Genomic DNA, 16,690 nt, shown 5'->3' with positions numbered 1-16,690 from the left:
GACTATTCACCTTTTCCCAAGTTATCGCGCTGACGGATCAAATCCATACCGCGAGATGTGCCTAATCTAGTAGCACCTGCTACGATTAAGTCTAGGGCTTGATTGATAGTGTGAATACCACCTGAAGCCTTAATTCCCACTTTTTCTTTTGCTAATTCCTGCAAAAGTCGTACATCTGCCACTGTGGCACCACCATTCCAACCTGTACTAGTTTTTAAGAATGCTGCTCCCGCCTCCATAGCTATTTCAGCAGCTATTTTTTTCTCTGCATCTGTCAACAGGTTAGTTTCCAAAATTACTTTGATTGTTTGTCCAGTCTCTTCACAAATTTCGGCAATCTCCCGATGGACTTTTTCAGTCTTGCCAGCTTTCAACCAGCCCAAGTTCATGACTACATCCAATTCAGTAGCCCCACTATCAACAGCTTCTTGAGCTTCGTACAGTTTCACGGCTGAAGTCGTTGCACCAGAAGGAAAGCCTATTACTGTACAAACTTTCGGGTTTTTACCGTGGAGGAGTTCTACTGCTTGCTTGACATTAGCAGGGAACAGACAAACCGCCGCAAAGTTGAATCTATATGCTTCTTCACACCATTGCTCAACCTGCTCTGGAGTAGCCGTTGGCATTAACAGGGAGTGATCGATAAATGGCGCAATATCAATGTCTGGATAGTCTGCTGCCATCGTGTCTTCTGCCAGTGATTGATTATTAAACTTTATAAAAAATTAAAACATTTCTTATATATATATTAAACCACATTTATTACGAGTTTATCCTGAAAACAAGTTGCTGAATTGTCTTTCATATTGGCTTTACAGATATCCCAGGATTACTACAAGTGTTTAAGTTAACGCTAAGTAGTAGTAATACTAGGAAGATCGAGAGTGTTTTTTATACTATTTGCTAAAAAGTTAATAATACTTTGAGCCAATGCCTGCGATGCCAAATATGGAACACCATTACCAATAGTTTTAAACATATTAGTAAGTGACATATTTTCTGGAAGTACAAAATTGGCAGGCAAAGATTGGATAGCTAAAGCTTCTGCTACAGAAATCCGCCGGACTTTGTAAGGATGTAAATGTACCTCATTATTTCCATAGCAAGCTGTCGGAGAGTAACGCCATCTATGCAGACGTTTGAAAGACTTTTTAGAATCATCTCCTTCATCAATAGCAGCAAATTTTGTGATCCCTGCCCTTGGTTGAAAACAATTTTCCGTATTGAGATGTTTCAGAACATTATTTTTTCTAAACCAGTATTCAACTGTTAATTCTTCAGGGATGTCATCAGGGCAAGGTATTAGAGAATTTTCTTGGAATGGTTCACACTGACGCCAAGGGTAAGCAAAGACTTTTTCGGGAGGATATAAAATATGATTTTTCCAAGGAAAATATCCCTCATGTAGTAACTTTTCACTACCGATTTCGATCCCTATGTCCTGAAGAAAATTCTTTTTGAAGCCAATTAGGATAATTCTTTCTCTATCCTGGGGTACGCCATATTCGATAGCATTAATTAATCGCTCTGTTAATATATAGCCTGCTTCGTGTAATTGTTGCTTGAGCGATTCAAAAAATAAACGATGTTTTGTTGTCTTCCATAAACCCTTAACGTTCTCAAATAAAAAGAAGTCGGGAATGTTTTGGCAAATTAATTCAATATATGAAGCAGAAAGCTTACCATTGTCTCCCAAACTTCCTCTATTTTTCCCACCAATAGAAAAATCAGGACAAGGAGGCCCACCGATGAAACCAATTATATTATGAGATTTGCGGCAGTCTTTGACTAATTCTTGAAGTTGTTGTGCTTCTTTTCTAACAATAAGTTTTGTTACATCTGCTGCTTCACCGTGATGATATCCATATTCAGGCGATCGCATTTTCATAACTTCTCGTGAATAGCGATAGGCGGCAATAAATGGGGCGAAGATTTCATTGACATAAACAATATTAAAACCGCTGGTTTCAAAACCTAAATCGAGGAAACCTGAGCCAGCAAAAAAAGAGAAAATACAAGGGCGATCGTTCATTGAATTACTAGTACGATCAAAAATCTTATTAATATTCAGATTCTCGGAAAATGGTTTATGTACGTAACTTATACTAACTACCCCAAATTGGATTTAAGGGTTGGCAAAAACTAATATACTTAGGGTTTCTACGTAAGTACCAATCAAAAAATAACAATTGAAAAACTGCTTAAATAGTCAAAAAAATTTACAGTTTCTCTAAGTATTACATCTTAAAGTTTACTCAATCTTTAAGGAAAATACCTGACAGAAAAAGAGTCTGGAGTCACAATTAAATATAGGGTTTCCAAGCCCAAATGATATTTCAGACAAATATTTGTCATTAAATAAAAAGCCGGGGTACTTCGGACTAAATTTTATGCGAATTTTAATTTACTCCTACAACTACTATCCAGAACCGATTGGTATTGCCCCACTAATGACTGAATTAGCAGAGGGACTAGTGAAACGTGGGCATGAAGTGCGTGTAGTCACCGCTATGCCCAATTACCCTGAGCGGCAAATTTACCAGGAATATCGGGGTAAATGGTATGTCAACGAATACAAAAATGGCGTTCAAATTCAACGCAGTTACGTTTGGATTCGTCCACAACCCAACCTATTAGATAGGGTGTTATTAGATGCTAGTTTCGTCGTCACTAGCTTTGTACCCGCCCTCATCGGTTGGCGCCCAGATGTGATTCTCTCAACATCGCCATCCTTGCCAAGCTGTGTACCAGTTGCTCTTTTAGGATGGTTACGTGCTTGTCCTGTAATTTTAAATCTACAAGATATCTTACCAGAAGCAGCAGTTCATGTCGGTCTATTAAAAAATAAATTACTTATCCGGTTGTTTACATTATTGGAAAAATTTGCTTACCGCACTGCCACTAAAATTAGCGTCATTGCCGATGGGTTTGTGGAAAATTTGCGATCTAAAGGCGTAGAAGCTGACAAAATTGTACAAATTCCCAACTGGGTTGATGTAAATTTTATCCGCCCTTTGCCTAAAGAGGATAACCCTTTCCGTACAGCACATAATCTAAACGGCAAATTTGTAGTACTGTATTCAGGTAATATTGCCCTAACCCAAGGCTTAGAAAGCGTTGTCAAAGCTGCTTCTGTCTTGCGCCATATCCCAGATATTGTCTTTGTCATCGTTGGAGAGGCAAAAGGTCTACAGCGATTGCAACAGGAATGTCTAGACTGCGGCGCAGATAATGTGATGTTACTGCCATTTCAACCCCGCAAAGATTTACCACAGATGTTAGCAGCTGCGGATATTGGTTTAGTGGTACAAAAGAAAAATGTTGTATCCTTCAACATGCCGTCAAAAATTCAAGTGTTACTTGCTAGTGGAGGGGCCTTAGTTGCTTCTGTACCTGATAATGGTACGGCAGCAAAAGCCATTAGGCAAAGTGGCGGCGGAGTTATCGTTCCTCCAGAAGATCCCCAAGCTTTAGCGATGGCAATATTAGATTTGTACCAAAACCCCGAAAAAGTCAAAACTCTAGGTTATAAAAGTCGCCAATATGCCGTTGAGCAATATGCTTTTGAGCAAGCTTTAAATCAGTATGAGTCCTTGTGTTACTCATTGACAGCAGAACGTAGAGCAATTCAATCTACAGGCATAGTTACAAAACAAGAAGTTTAATCTTTGCTGCAAAGTTATGTTACATCTGTAGAAATTACAATTATACACTCGTGCCTAAGTATTATGAGTTTATAAAGGTAGCTAATTTTACTCTTAAAAATATAATAATAGACAAGCAGGTTGTCAGGTGGATTGTTGAACTAAAAATCTCGTGGCTCACTTCATTCAATAGACCTCTTGCAAAAGTCCCTAACACCCCACCCCCAACACCTTCCCAAAGCATAGGAAAGAGGAGCGTTTACTTTCCTCAAATGCAGGGTGGGGTTCTTTATTTTTGATTTATGCAAGAAGTATAACCGTAGTCACATAGGTTAGGACAGTGTTGAACGCTCAAAGCCTTGACAAAACTGGGTTTTTACTCAGCACGGGCTAAACGCCCCGCTGACGCTAACAGCACTCAGCACTTTGCTATATAATCCGGGAGCTACTGCGACCGAGTATGTATTTATACTTATTTATATGTGTGTATAATAAATTGGACTTTTGCTAGACCAGTAATTAGTATGCTGTGTTGGATCGTAATTTTTAGCAGACAGTATAAAACGTAGATGTGTAGTTACCTGCAAATTACTAGCTTTAGATTACATATTATGCTGTTTGATGAATCTGCAATTATTTTCGCTGTTAATTCTTGCTGCAAAGCTATTGGTTGATTTATCGCTGCACAATAACCATCAGCTTTTGGGCTATTGCGGATATCGAAATCTAAACAGCCAATTATCAAACTAATCCCATAGACACCTGTTTTTTTGTTAGTATTCAAAAAAACCTATTGGCATATTTGTCAGATCAATTGTTCGTTGTTTGTAAGTAAATGTCAACAATTGTTTCACAAGGAAGAAAGTACCTGAGGTTTAATGACTGATTATTTCCAAGGAAATTTACCATTGCAATCTGTCCCACTGACGAAGAGTGCGGTAATAAGCCACGGCCAAACCGAAGAGGCGAGCGAAAAATTAGCTGCAACGATCGCTGTTGCGGCATCAGACCGCAAAGCAGGTGAGATTTTATTGCTCAAAGTAGCAGAGGTATCTTACCTGGCGGATTACTTTGTGATGATGACTGGCTATTCTAAGGTACAGGTAAGGGCGATCGCTCAAGCAATTGAAGGAAAAGTCGAAACTGAGTTGCAACGCCGTCCCTTAAGAACAGAAGGAAAAGTCGAGGGCAATTGGGTACTACAAGATTACGGTGATGTGATCGTTCATATCATGATGCCCAAGGAACGGGAGTTTTATAATTTAGAAGCGTTCTGGATTCATGCAGAACGTATTTCCCTTCCAGAATCTGATGAAGGTGAGGGTAAGCCAACATGATTAGGTCTTCGGTTTCTAATTGCCCAGTTCCTACAGACCAACAACCACTCAATGAATACGAAGAGTTAAAAACTTCCTGGCTGTTTCGTGATACCACTTTACATTGGCGCGAGTATATCACAAAACTTGTTTGGATTTGGGGTTTATCTTGGGTCTTCGCAGGGCCGATAGCTGCGGCAAGTTTTCCTCCTCACAAGTATATTGCACATTTTATCCTTTGTGGTGCAGCAGGAGCCAGTGTCGGGTTAGTGCTGATACTGGTAAGGTTATACTTAGGCTGGTTCTACGTGTGCGATCGCCTTTGTAGTCCCACAGTATTTTATGAAGAATCCGGCTGGTACGACGGTCAAACTTGGACTAAACCACAGGAAGTCCTTAACCGCGATCGCTTAATTGTCTCATACGAAATCAAACCGATTCTGCGGCGGTTACAATTTACCTTCGCTGGGTTGGCGGGAATGTACGTTATTGGTACTATAGGTTGGCATTTGTTTTAAAACGTCATTAGTCATTAGTCATTAGTCATTAGTCATTAGTAAATAAACAAAGGACAAAGGACAAAGGATTAATAACCAATGACTAATTAATTAAAAAAGGTGATAAATATAAACCCATGACAATGGGAAAACGAACTCAAGCCACAGCATTGGAAGTCCGGTTGCTGCGGGAAGGTATTATTGAATCCAGGCATATAGTCCAAGCTGTTGTCTGCGACGAACGAGGACGGGTTTTAACCGTTGCCGGAAATTCTGAAACTGCTGCATTTATCCGTTCAGCGCTCAAACCATTTCAGGCACTCGCTGTCACCACAACAGGTACGCTGGAACGCTATCAACTTAGCGATCGCGATTTAGCAATTATCACAAGTTCCCATAAAGGAAGAATCGATCAAGTCCGACAGGTATTTAACATCCTTTGGCGGGCCGATCTTGACCCAACTGTACTCCAGTGTCCAATTCCTGAAGATAAGCACAGTCCTCTGGAATACAATTGCTCTGGAAAACATGCCGGAATGTTAGCCGTTTGTCAGCAACGCCATTGGCCTTTGAATAACTACTTGGATCGCAAACACCCAATACAGCAGTTAATTTTGGGCAAGGTAGCAGAGTTGCTGCGAATGCCAGCAGCAGAATTTATCAGCGCTCATGACGACTGTGGCGCACCAACTTATCTGATGCAACTCGGTCACATGGCATCTTTATATGCACTGCTAGCCTCTAGTACCAACTTGGATATGGAGCGCATTGTCCGTGCTATGACTCATCACCCCGCGATGGTCGCAGGAGATGGAGAATTTGATACGGAACTGATGCGTTTAACTCCTGGAGAACTAGTCAGCAAAAGTGGTGCCGAAGGAGTGCAGTGCATTGGTAGACTCGGTGAAGGTTTGGGATTGGCAATCAAAGTCATGGATGGGGCAAAACGGGCAAAATATGCTGTGGCTATTCACTTACTCCAGCAAATGGGGTGGATTAGTCCCAGCGGCGCCGAAAGCCTCTCAGAAAAGTTTGTCACCTTGGGAAAATACAAGCGTTTAGAAGTAATTGGAGAATTATCATTTTTATAGTTGCCAAACTCTTGACTATTAGGTTATACTATAAAAGTTAAGAGCAACGCGGGATAGAGCAGCCTGGTAGCTCGTCGGGCTCATAACCCGAAGGTCAGTGGTTCAAATCCACTTCCCGCCACCACATAGAATATAAAACAAAACCCTACAATCGGTAAAGATTGCAGGGTTTTGTTTTATTTTGATCTATTCTGGAAGAAATAGCCATCCAAAAAGCGCGGAGAATCATGGTTGTGAAGTTGCAGCGACCAATTTTAGTGGGAGGATTGGGACTTTCCTTTTCCCTGTGGATGTTGGACAGTTGGCACGATTCTATAGTGCAGGTGGGTGAGTTCGGTTTGTTGAGTGCCTTAGCTGTCGGTGGTGGTTTGTGGTTATTCCAGCAAAAGCGCCCCAAAGACAGTTTAGAGCAGCTAGATGGTATGGTAGTGGATCGGGCAACTGTGGAAAGTGCGATCGCTAAAACTGAAACTGTAATTAACCAACTAGCACAAGAAACAGAAAACCATCCAGCCTTAGAGACACTCAGAGAACAAGTTGCTCAATTGTTGCTGGAATTAGACAGAGAAAAAATTAAAGTAGCTGTGACTGGCGGTAAATCCGTGGGTAAAAGCACTTTAATTCAAGTGCTACAAAATCTAGAGACACAAAATTTCGTATCTCTACAAGAGACACCACCTTTATTTAGAGAAGTGGGCGAAAATTCAGATGCCGCTATTTTGGCAGAAGTAGCAAAATCTGATTTTGTGCTATTTCTGACAAACGGTGATTTGACAGACTCAGAATTTCAAACTTTACAGCAGCTAAAGGCAGCAAATCAGCCTAATATGTTGGTTTTCAACAAACAAGACCAGTATTTAACTGATGAAAGCGCTAACATCTTTAGTCAATTGAAACAGCGGATGCAAGGAAATGTAGTTGCAACTGCGGCCTCTCCCGTTGCCATCAAAGTCCGAAAGCATGAGGCTGATGGTTCTGTGCAAGAGTGGATGGAGCAACCAGCAGCAGATATCCAGCAATTAACGCAACAGTTAGATGAAGTTTTGGCACAGCAAGGACAACGGCTAGTTTGGCTAACAACCATGAGGAAAGCTGGGTTGTTGAAAGCTGAGGCAAAAAACTGGTTGAATGGAACCAGACGCGATCGCGCCACCCCAATTATTGAACAATATCAGTGGATAGCTGCTGCTGCTGCCTTTGCTAACCCAGTACCAGCCTTTGATATTCTGGCAACTGCGGCAATTAATGCTCAAATGGTAATGGATTTGGGTAATATCTATCAGCAAAAATTTTCCCTAGAACAGGCACAAACCGTAGCTGGAACAATGGGAAGTTTAATGCTGAAATTGGGTTTAGTTGAACTTTCTACAAAGGCGATTAGTACTGTTCTGAAAAGTAATGCCGTTACCTTTGTTGCTGGTGGCGTAGTGCAAGGAGTAAGTGCAGCTTATCTGACTAGAGTCGCAGGGTTAAGTTTAGTTGAGTATTTCCAACAGCAGGAAATAGCGATAGATTCTGGAACTGGTTTGAATCTGGAGAATTTGCGGCAAACCTTGCAAAAGGTATTTCAGCAAAATCAGCAGATTGGTTTTTTACAGGGGTTTGTTAAGCAAGGTGTGAAACGTTTGTTGCCAGAAGTGCAGCCGATTGAAGTAATTAGTGTTCAGAAGGCAATGGGATAATCTTATACACAGGATCGCTAAATTTTAGATTTTGAATTTTGGATTTTGGATTTAATGATTCAAAATCCAAATTTTTTTCAAATCCTAATTTTAATAGAGGATAAAAATACATAAACATCTTTGTTTTAATAAATCAGTCTAAAATCTCAAAACCAAAATTGGCTGACACTTGTGTGCTGCTGTTAGTAAACCTAAAATTTACCCAAGCCTATTTTAGGCTTGGGTGTATTTAAGAATATCGTGATTGCTAGTTCTCAAAAAATTGTGAATAAGGATAATTAGCTAAACAGCACCACTGTTTCTATTAAACAGAATAGCTATAGTTTTGAAAATTAGCTTTAAATCGTACACTAAACTCCAATTTTTTTGATACTGCAAATCCAGACGAATTACATCTTCAAAACTACGGACTGTAGAACGTCCATTTACTTGCCATTCGCCAGTCATACCGGGTTTTACATCTAAACGTTGCCACTCTGGTACTTCATAGCGTTCCACTTCATCGGGTGTAGGTGGTCGAGTACCGACTAAACTCATCTCTCCTTTGAGGACGTTCCAAAATTGGGGTAATTCATCAAGACTAGTTCGTCGTAAAAAGCGCCCTACCTTAGTAATTCTGGGGTCATTCTCATTCTTGAAAAAAGCACCTTGCACTTGGTTTTTAACTAGGGATTTCTTCGCTTCTGCATCCACACACATAGAGCGGAATTTCCAAATCTTAAACCGCTTACCCATCCAGCCACAGCGGGTTTGACAAAAGAAAATCGGCCCGGGATCGTTAATTTGAATTGCGATCGCAATTGGAATAAACAAAATTCCTGTAATTAATAAACCAATCACTGACCCGACAATATCTAAAAACCGTTTCATCCAAGATGCCATAGAAGGGTGAGTAGTGGGTAACTGCTCTACTTTACGGGAAGTTGTCTTCCGATTATCTAGTACGTCATCTTGTTCTATTAACGGCCTATCCTCCACAAGTTCTAAAGGAAAAACCTGATCCAACCCTGTGAGTTTTAGAACTGCCATGACTTGAGGTGTTACATTCCGCAGTGTTAATGTAATACCTTGAGTTTGAGCGTATTTAAAATTACTTACCAGGGCACCTAAACCACTACTATCGATAAAAGTAGTTTGGTGAAAATCAATAATGATTTGCTTAGGATGTGAATTGGGCTGGATTAAGCCTTGGCAGGTTTGCTTAAAGCCTAAAGCCTCCAGCACGCTCAACCGCGTCGGCACCTGCACTATAGCCATGTCGTTTAGGGAATTAACTGGAAAATCGACCTCTGTCGGTTGGCTAGTCATGAAGCTCTGCACTTTCGTTGCCATGTATAATGTAATATGCCAAACATTACTTTGTCCTACAAAATTACTTAACCTAATATCGGAATTAGTGGTAATTAGGACTAATTGCTATTTACCGGGGCTGAGATTGGAGATCGCTAGCGACGATTCACAATAGAACAAGAAGCCAAAAAACATCCTTGCTGTTGTGCCGACGCAGCGCGATCGCGTTGCTCTCATCAAATGATTGCTAAAAATACGGTTACACCTACCGCACGCCTGATTGAGGTCTTTTCTGCCATTCAAGGGGAAGGACTGAATGTAGGGACACGTCAGATATTTATTCGTTTTGCTTTGTGTGATTTGCGCTGTCACTTTTGTGATAGTGCCCACACTTGGAGTGCACCTACAACTTGTCGGATAGAGCGATCGCCTGGATTGCGCGACTTTGAAATTCACTCTAATCCTGTCCCATTACCCATATTACTCGAATGGGTGGAACAGCAAAATCTACCTTGTCTACACGATAGCATTAGCTTAACTGGCGGCGAACCACTTCTTCATGCCTCATTTTTAACGCAGTTTCTACCCCAAGTGCGAGCCATAACTGGTCTACCTATATACTTAGAAACCGGCGGACATCGCCCAGAACAACTAGCAATGATTCTCCCCTACTTAGACTCTGTAGGTATGGATTTCAAATTGCCCAGTGTTAGCGGCGAAAGTCATTGGCAAGAACATAGTAAATTTCTCCAGTTATGTCATGAATCATATTTAAATGTTTTTGTCAAGATAATTGTGTCTCAAGACACAGATCCCGCCGAGTTGGAACGTTCAGCTTCGTTGGTCGCAGAGGTCAGTCCAGATATCTCAGTATTTTTACAACCTGTTACGCCTTTGGCAGTATCAGAACAATTTTCTCCAGTACCTGTACTTGCGCCTTCTGGCGATCGAGTTTTGATGTGGCAAGCTTTGATGAAAGGGTTTCTTAAGCACGTGCGCGTGATCCCCCAGACACATAAAATGCTGAACCAGTTGTAAAATTTTAGTTTGATAAAGATGTAGTCAAGAAAAAAGTAAGATTTTATGAAATGGTAATTGGGCTGTTGCCTCTTATGAATTAGGAAGGCAGCAGCCCAATTACTAGCAGCAGGGCTGATTTATGCCATTTCAAATAGAAGTTGCTATAGTGCGCCCTCATCTGGAGCTTTGGATTTAGCTTTTGCCTTATTGGCACTGCGTTTGAGGGCAGAGAGCCTTGCTTCGTATCTCGACCGTTGGCGCTTACTAGGAGTATTATCAATCAGGGTTTTCAAGGCGCTACCGAGACTCTTGTAGGCATTGGGGAGGCTATAACCAAAACGAGTTGCTAAAGCGATCGCTTTCTCATCAGCATTGAGCAATTCTCTTAGTTGCTTTTCCCCATTATTCTTTTGGTACAGTCGCCAGCCTGACACGCCACAAAGCGACAAAGCTAACACCAGCAGCAATCCATCTTGTACCCACAATTCCCCGACAGCACCACCTAAACCGATAGCTAGTGCTGCCATTTCCCAACCATCTTTAGGAATTGTATCATTTTGAACGCGAGCAACCTCATGCCAGAACAGCAGATTACGCTGATCCATTGCGAGGGCATCCCATTTCACCAAATCAATTTGAATTTCTACCTGGTCTTTACCAATTTCTTCGCAGCGAACCAGGGGTGGATTGACCTCAGTTGTGCCTTCTACCGTGACCCAGCTTTGCAGTTCTGGTGGTAGTAAGGCTTTCAACCGCCGGAGTTCGCTCATTTCCGCTTTGGCAGAGGAGGTTGCATAGGATGTCATAAATATCCAGCCCCAGAAAATTTCAGTATATAGTGAGGGTATCACTTTGGAGTATAGCTATTTAAGTAACGATCCGTCTCACTCACTAGGAAAACTTCCTCGCTTTTTTCGGGCTTCCATTGCTTTTTCTAGTAGATCTAACAATCCTGGAGCTTCTTCTTGGATACTGAGTAATAGTCTTTCCCCAAGTTCTATATTCCCCGGATCGAGGCCTGTTGCCATCACTTCTGTCAAGCGAGGTATTGCTATGCCATCCACAATCTGAATTAATCCACTCAGACAACGGTGAAATTGTTTTTCTGTAAGAATCGAGTCCTCTAAAGGAAACTCAATAATGGCACGAATTTCACCATCGGATGGGTCATACTCCCATTGCAACATTTTGGTTTCCCAAGAAATGGCCAGCATTGTTTGGAGGATAGCTGCCTTGTGAGGATGGTCTTGGATACCTCCCAGAACTTGAGGGGCAAATACCCGAAAAAATTTTCCTTCTTCATCCAGTTGGACAACTATTAGGAAATCTTCTAAATTATCAGCCTCCACACCTGTTATAATTCGGTCTTCTTCATCATCAAAACGGTAGTCCCAACCAAGGTTGTCTAAATAGTTGGCAATCTGTTTGAGGTTAGCTCCCATAAAAGCCTCATAAGGAACGTGGAGCAGTTGTTACCAGACCTAGTTTAACCTGCTAGGGGTAGTTGTTTGGGTTGGTGTGGATACTTCCGATCGCATAAAAGTATGCAATTAAGGTATTGGGGATGGGTTATGGGGTATGGGGCATTGAAGATAATAAAAATAGACGTTCGGTCGGCCCTATGAAGAATGATATTTTTTGAATGACTCTTGCTGATTCTTAAAGAAACAATCATTACTGTTTTTCAAATGTTAGCCAGTCAAGGATATAGTCCTAACTCTCTTAAATTTTAATTTTTTATAAGTTGAATGAATGTTTTGCTAGAGCAAGCATAGTGGCAGGATTCGTAAGCAAATAGAAAATTGAAACTTATGAAATATCAAAAAAATGGAACTGCGACATCTGCGCTACTTTATTGCTGTCGCTGAAGAACTACACTTCAGTAGAGCCGCCGAGCGACTGCACATTGCTCAACCGCCCTTAAGTCAGCAAATTCAGCAATTAGAGGCGCAATTGGGGGTAGAACTGTTTCACCGTAAAACCAAACGACAGGTGCAACTAACAGAAGCAGGACAAGTTTTTTTGCAAGAAGCTTATCAACTTTTAGCTCAACTCCAAAAAGGAATTGAGCTAACCCAAAAAACGGGAAGAGGTGAAAAGGGACTACTGCGAATTGGGTTTACCAGTTTGGCAACTTATGATTTGCTTCCTGTCATTTTGCGGCGATTCCAAGAACAGTTTCCAGAAGTAGAGTTGGTATTGCAAGAATTAACCACAACTCAGCAAGAGCAAGCGTTACAAGAGCGCCGCATTCATGTAGGTTTTGCCCATCCACCCTTAGAAGACAACACACTCAATCAAGAGTGCATTCAGCAAGAAGCTTTAATTGTAGCTTTAGCAGAAACTCATCCCTTAGCTGAACAAGAAAAGATTTCAGTGCGATCGCTAGTAAACGAAAACTTTATCATGTTCCCTCGCCATTTGGGGCCCGGACTTTACGACCAAATCGTAAGTCTTTGTCAGCAAGGAAACTTCAGCCCAAAAGTGACGCAAGAAGCGATTCAGATGCAGACGATTATCGGATTGATTTCAGCAGGAATGGGGATTGCGATCGCACCGTCTTCATTGCAAAATCTTCAGAGAACTGGTGTAGTTTATCGTACTCTAGAGGAGAAAACACCATTAGTAGAAACGGCTATAGTGTGGCGAGAAGAAGATATGACACCTGTACTAAGGGAATTTATACAAGTTGTCAAGAGTATCTGATAGAGACAAGTTTGACCTCAAAAATATTTAATAAAAATTTGAGTTATTTATATAGTATTTATGTACCAAAAAGATAATAATATAGTTATTTAAATTTAGGGTAGATGCCCAAAAAAATTAAAGAGTTAAAAGCAATTTTGTTGAAGGCTGGGTTTGCCTATTGTCCTGCAAAAGGTAGTCATACCTTCTGGACTCACCCATTGATACCTGATGAACCAGTTACCATTGCTGGAAAAGATGGAGACGATGCACCCCGATATTTGGAAAAGCAAGTCAATCGTGTTTTGAAGCAACTAGGAGAAATAGAGGAAGAGTAATGAATGATCGCTATAGTATGGTAATTCAATGGTCAGATGAAGATAATTGCTACCTAGTACACTTACCTGAATTCCCTTGGCAGCAATTCCACACTCATGGCAAGACTTATGAAGAAGCCGCTAAACATGGGCAAGAGGTAATTGAGTCTATGATTGAATGGTATAAAGAGCAAGGAAAACCTTTGCCAGAGCCAATTACTTTTCCTCAAAAACCGTTAAAAGTGGCTTAAATATTTTTAAGATACAGGGCATCGCACTTTACTTCAATTGCTCAACATCAGCACTTTCACCTTCCGACTCAACAGGCTCAAAGTTTACCTTGTCGTATAAATCTTGTAAAGAAATTTCAAATGGTACGGTTACAAGTGCGATCGCTTCATCTTCTTCATCATATTCACGAAGCGTCCATTGTTTTTTCCCAGTTTTGGAAAATTGATCTACATGAATCCGAGTTTGGTCAATTAATAGATATTCTTGAAAGGTAGAAATAGTTCGATAAGCCTGAAATTTATCCTCGCGATCGTAGCCTTTGGTAGATTTTGATAAAACCTCCACAATGACCTGTGGGTTGACAATTATATCCTTTCGGTTGTTGAAATACTCCGGTTCACCCGCCAGAATCATCACGTCTGGATAGGTGTAGGTACGCTTTTGGAATATCCACAGACGAACATCACCCATGAAAACGCGGTAATTCTGCTTTTTAAAAGCAAAATTCAACTCAGTACTTAAGTTAAGTGCTATTTGATTGTGATTTACTGTTCCACCCGCCATAGGAATTATTTGCCCGTCAATGTATTCACTTTTGTAGTCAGCAGCTTCTTCTAACTCTAAATATTCCTCTGGCGTATAGTATCGCTGTTTTGTTATTTGCATAATTTTATCGGGTAGCAATGTTTAACGATACGGAGTGTCTAGGCACTAAAGATATTTTATCCATGTTGACCGAACTGGTTAACAGGTTAGATAGAGGTTTTATGTGCTTTCTACAAGGTGAGCGTAGGCGCAGCCCGCCGTAGGCATCGCTATCTCAATTCACATAGTCTTTTAACTTCTTTTCCTATTGATAACCAGCGGCTTGTAACAGAAACAATTTGGCGTAACGTCCTCCTAGCTTTAACAAATCTTCGTGAGTTCCCTGTTCTATAACTTCGCCGTTTTCTATAACTAGAATTTTGTCAGCCATGCGTACCGTAGAGAAGCGATGGGAAATCAAAAGTACCATCTGATTTTGAGTAATCGCGCGAAAATGATTGAAAATTTCAAACTCAGCTTGAGCATCTATTGCTGATGTTGGTTCATCTAACACCAAGATATCTGCTTGCGATCGCATAAAAGCACGAGACAAAGCAATCTTCTGCCACTGTCCTCCAGAAAGTTCTTGTCCTCCTTTAAACCAACGACCAAGTTGAGTCTGAAAGCTTTGAGGTAATTGGTCAATAAAAGATTGGGCCATACCTTTTCGGGCAGCAGTTTTCCACTGTGTTTTATTTTCGAGATGTTCCACATCGCCTACGCCAATATTCTCTCCCACAGTGAACTGGTAGCGGACAAAGTTCTGAAAAATCACACCAACGCGACGCCGCAACACATCCACATCCCATTCCTGCAAATCCAAGCCATCTAAAAAAATTCGCCCGGAGTCTGGTGTGTAGAGTCGGGTAAGTAATTTGATTAAGGTAGTCTTACCGGAACCGTTTTCACCCACAATTGCCAGTTTTTCTCTGGGTTTTAAGTGCAGCGAAATGTTTCTCAATGCTGGCTTGGAACTTCCCGGATAAGTAAATGAGACATTCTCAAAACGGATACCATCTTGGGAATTTAAACCAATGGTTGCCTTACCCCAAGATTTTGGTACTTCTTCTTCTAAAAAATCGTAGAGATTTGATAGATATAGGTTGTCTTCATACATCCCTCCAATAGAAGTGAGGGCATTGGAGAAAGTAGACTGTCCTTGGCGAAACACGGTGAGATACATTGTCATATCTCCCAAAGAAATCTTACCTAGCACTGTTTCCAGCACAATCCAAGCATAAGCTAAGTAAAAAGCACCAGTACTCACTAAACTCAAGAGATATCCCCAAAGTCCTCGTCGCAGAGTTAAATCGCGGTCTTCGCCATATAGTTGATCGAATAGGCTGCGATAACGTCCTAGCAGCATCTCTCCCAACTGGTAGAGTTTAACTTCTGTGACAAAATCTTCTCTTGCTAGCAGATTTTCTAAGTAGTTTTGTTGACGGGTTTCTGGCGCACGCCAACTAAACAAGCGAAAGGCTTCTCCAGCAAATTTTGTTTCGGCAATAAATACAGGCATAGCTGCTAAAACCAGTACCACCACTGCCCAAACTGAGAAATTTACTAGCAAAATACCGTAAGTAATTAGGGAAAGGGCATTTTGCACCAATCCAAAGGTGCGGTTTACTAGGGAAAGGGGACGAACCGATGCTTCTCGTCGGGCATTGGTCAATTTGTCATAAAATTCTGAGTCTTCAAATTGCCTAAGATCCAGTGTCAGCGCCTTTTCTAAGATGAGTACATTTACTCGCTGACCCATTAGCGCCCGCAATAACGACTGACAAATAGTGATTCCTCGCTGACTGCCTGCTAGTAAAATTACAGCGATCGCTTCTAATCCTACATAAAATAGCGAGGGGTAAATATTGACAAAACCATCGCTTTGTGTATTAGCTTGAGATGCAAATACCACTGCATCAACAATTAACTTACTAATGTAAGATATCGCCGCCGGTAAAAGACCAGCAACTATTGTTAAACTAGCCAGAAAAATAGTAAGCGATCGGCTAGTAGTCCATACCAAGCTTACAGCTCGTCCACTGTAGCGGAAAACCGTCAGTGATTGGCGCAGGATATTTCTTTTTTTTTAATCTTCATCTTTCTTGCCGCGAGATACCCCAGCTTGGGCGGATCTTCCTAACTCTATTAAATCTTTATTAATTTTACATTTTTCTAAGAATGTTCGCTGAAAACCCCGAAGTTAAAACCTAAAAACTAGTTTTGTAGGGTGTGTTATGCCGTGGGCTAACGCACTAGGGTGTTAACTTTGTACCATTTTAGGTGTTCAAAATTCATGCAATATATATATGCCAGTAGTTCTAATCAAGCGGAC

At 41.1% G+C, this 16,690-nt stretch carries 17 protein-coding genes and 1 tRNA gene; 10 read left to right on the top strand and 8 right to left on the bottom strand.

What is annotated here, in order from left to right:
- Positions 1–2 precede the first annotated feature (2 nt).
- Positions 3–683, bottom strand: a complete 681-nt coding sequence (deoC, locus tag NSTCB13_RS06510; protein ID WP_448269075.1) for a deoxyribose-phosphate aldolase — start codon at positions 681–683, stop codon at positions 3–5.
- 170 nt (positions 684–853) lie between these two features.
- Positions 854–2,032 (bottom strand): DNA cytosine methyltransferase, encoded by a 1,179-nt coding sequence (locus NSTCB13_RS06505; protein WP_448271746.1) that lies wholly within the window; start codon positions 2,030–2,032, stop codon positions 854–856.
- 358 nt (positions 2,033–2,390) lie between these two features.
- Between NSTCB13_RS06505 and NSTCB13_RS06500 the strand changes: the two genes are divergently transcribed.
- On the top strand, positions 2,391–3,665 hold the full coding sequence (locus NSTCB13_RS06500; RefSeq protein ID WP_448271745.1) for a WcaI family glycosyltransferase: 1,275 nt from the start codon (positions 2,391–2,393) through the stop codon (positions 3,663–3,665).
- Positions 3,666–4,221: 556 nt separating this feature from the next.
- On the opposite strand, the gene NSTCB13_RS06495 is transcribed toward NSTCB13_RS06500, so the two are convergent.
- Positions 4,222–4,428 carry a hypothetical protein gene (locus tag NSTCB13_RS06495; RefSeq protein WP_448271744.1) on the bottom strand — a complete coding sequence of 69 codons (207 nt, stop codon included), beginning with the start codon at positions 4,426–4,428 and terminating at the stop codon, positions 4,222–4,224.
- Positions 4,429–4,522: 94 nt separating this feature from the next.
- On the opposite strand from NSTCB13_RS06495, the gene rsfS reads away from it, so the two are divergent.
- The 5 genes from rsfS (at position 4,523) to NSTCB13_RS06470 (ending at position 8,230) form a co-directional block, all read left to right on the top strand.
- Positions 4,523–4,981 carry a ribosome silencing factor gene (gene rsfS / locus NSTCB13_RS06490; protein WP_445628838.1) on the top strand — a complete coding sequence of 153 codons (459 nt, stop codon included), beginning with the start codon at positions 4,523–4,525 and terminating at the stop codon, positions 4,979–4,981.
- Positions 4,978–5,478: a CGLD27 family protein gene (locus tag NSTCB13_RS06485; RefSeq protein WP_445628837.1), complete on the top strand. Its 501-nt coding sequence runs from the start codon at positions 4,978–4,980 to the stop codon at positions 5,476–5,478. The genes rsfS and NSTCB13_RS06485 overlap by 4 nt, the downstream gene beginning before the upstream one ends.
- Positions 5,479–5,594: 116 nt before the next feature.
- Entirely contained in the window at positions 5,595–6,548 is a 954-nt protein-coding gene (locus NSTCB13_RS06480; protein WP_445628836.1) for an asparaginase, read from the top strand.
- 47 nt (positions 6,549–6,595) lie between these two features.
- A tRNA-Met gene (locus NSTCB13_RS06475) sits at positions 6,596–6,672 on the top strand.
- Positions 6,673–6,775: 103 nt separating this feature from the next.
- On the top strand, positions 6,776–8,230 hold the full coding sequence (locus NSTCB13_RS06470) for a YcjF family protein (RefSeq protein ID WP_448269071.1): 1,455 nt from the start codon (positions 6,776–6,778) through the stop codon (positions 8,228–8,230).
- Between the two features lie 282 nt (positions 8,231–8,512).
- Here NSTCB13_RS06470 and NSTCB13_RS06465 read toward each other — a convergent pair whose 3' ends face one another.
- Complete coding sequence (locus NSTCB13_RS06465; RefSeq protein WP_445628832.1) at positions 8,513–9,562, bottom strand: sugar transferase; 1,050 nt, start codon at positions 9,560–9,562, stop codon at positions 8,513–8,515.
- A gap of 198 nt (positions 9,563–9,760) precedes the next feature.
- Between NSTCB13_RS06465 and NSTCB13_RS06460 the strand changes: the two genes are divergently transcribed.
- Entirely contained in the window at positions 9,761–10,558 is a 798-nt protein-coding gene (locus tag NSTCB13_RS06460) for a 7-carboxy-7-deazaguanine synthase QueE (protein ID WP_448271743.1), read from the top strand.
- Between the two features lie 143 nt (positions 10,559–10,701).
- Here NSTCB13_RS06460 and NSTCB13_RS06455 read toward each other — a convergent pair whose 3' ends face one another.
- Positions 10,702–11,346, bottom strand: a complete 645-nt coding sequence (locus tag NSTCB13_RS06455) for a DUF3318 domain-containing protein (RefSeq protein ID WP_292729213.1) — start codon at positions 11,344–11,346, stop codon at positions 10,702–10,704.
- Between the two features lie 78 nt (positions 11,347–11,424).
- Positions 11,425–11,982 carry a hypothetical protein gene (locus tag NSTCB13_RS06450; protein ID WP_292774879.1) on the bottom strand — a complete coding sequence of 186 codons (558 nt, stop codon included), beginning with the start codon at positions 11,980–11,982 and terminating at the stop codon, positions 11,425–11,427.
- 385 nt (positions 11,983–12,367) lie between these two features.
- Between NSTCB13_RS06450 and NSTCB13_RS06445 the strand changes: the two genes are divergently transcribed.
- The 3 genes from NSTCB13_RS06445 to NSTCB13_RS06435 all read left to right on the top strand — a co-directional run bounded on the left by NSTCB13_RS06445 (position 12,368) and on the right by NSTCB13_RS06435 (position 13,793).
- Positions 12,368–13,246 carry a LysR family transcriptional regulator gene (locus tag NSTCB13_RS06445; RefSeq protein WP_448271742.1) on the top strand — a complete coding sequence of 293 codons (879 nt, stop codon included), beginning with the start codon at positions 12,368–12,370 and terminating at the stop codon, positions 13,244–13,246.
- A gap of 104 nt (positions 13,247–13,350) precedes the next feature.
- Positions 13,351–13,563, top strand: a complete 213-nt coding sequence (locus NSTCB13_RS06440) for a type II toxin-antitoxin system HicA family toxin (protein ID WP_448271741.1) — start codon at positions 13,351–13,353, stop codon at positions 13,561–13,563.
- Positions 13,563–13,793, top strand: a complete 231-nt coding sequence (locus NSTCB13_RS06435) for a type II toxin-antitoxin system HicB family antitoxin (RefSeq protein WP_448271740.1) — start codon at positions 13,563–13,565, stop codon at positions 13,791–13,793. The genes NSTCB13_RS06440 and NSTCB13_RS06435 overlap by 1 nt, the downstream gene beginning before the upstream one ends.
- A gap of 28 nt (positions 13,794–13,821) precedes the next feature.
- Here NSTCB13_RS06435 and NSTCB13_RS06430 read toward each other — a convergent pair whose 3' ends face one another.
- Together NSTCB13_RS06430 and NSTCB13_RS06425 are read right to left on the bottom strand one after the other, a co-directional pair.
- The gene (locus NSTCB13_RS06430) at positions 13,822–14,439 is read right to left on the bottom strand and encodes a Uma2 family endonuclease (RefSeq protein ID WP_448271739.1); all 618 of its coding nucleotides are present in this window, start codon (positions 14,437–14,439) and stop codon (positions 13,822–13,824) included.
- A 184-nt stretch (positions 14,440–14,623) separates the two neighbouring features.
- Entirely contained in the window at positions 14,624–16,432 is a 1,809-nt protein-coding gene (locus NSTCB13_RS06425; protein ID WP_448273141.1) for an ABC transporter ATP-binding protein, read from the bottom strand.
- Positions 16,433–16,690: the final 258 nt, after the last annotated feature.

It is taken from the genome of Nostoc sp. DSM 114160 (assembly GCF_053470305.1).
Note: the sequence above shows the minus strand (reverse complement) of the source record. Positions and strands in the feature narration are given on the sequence as shown.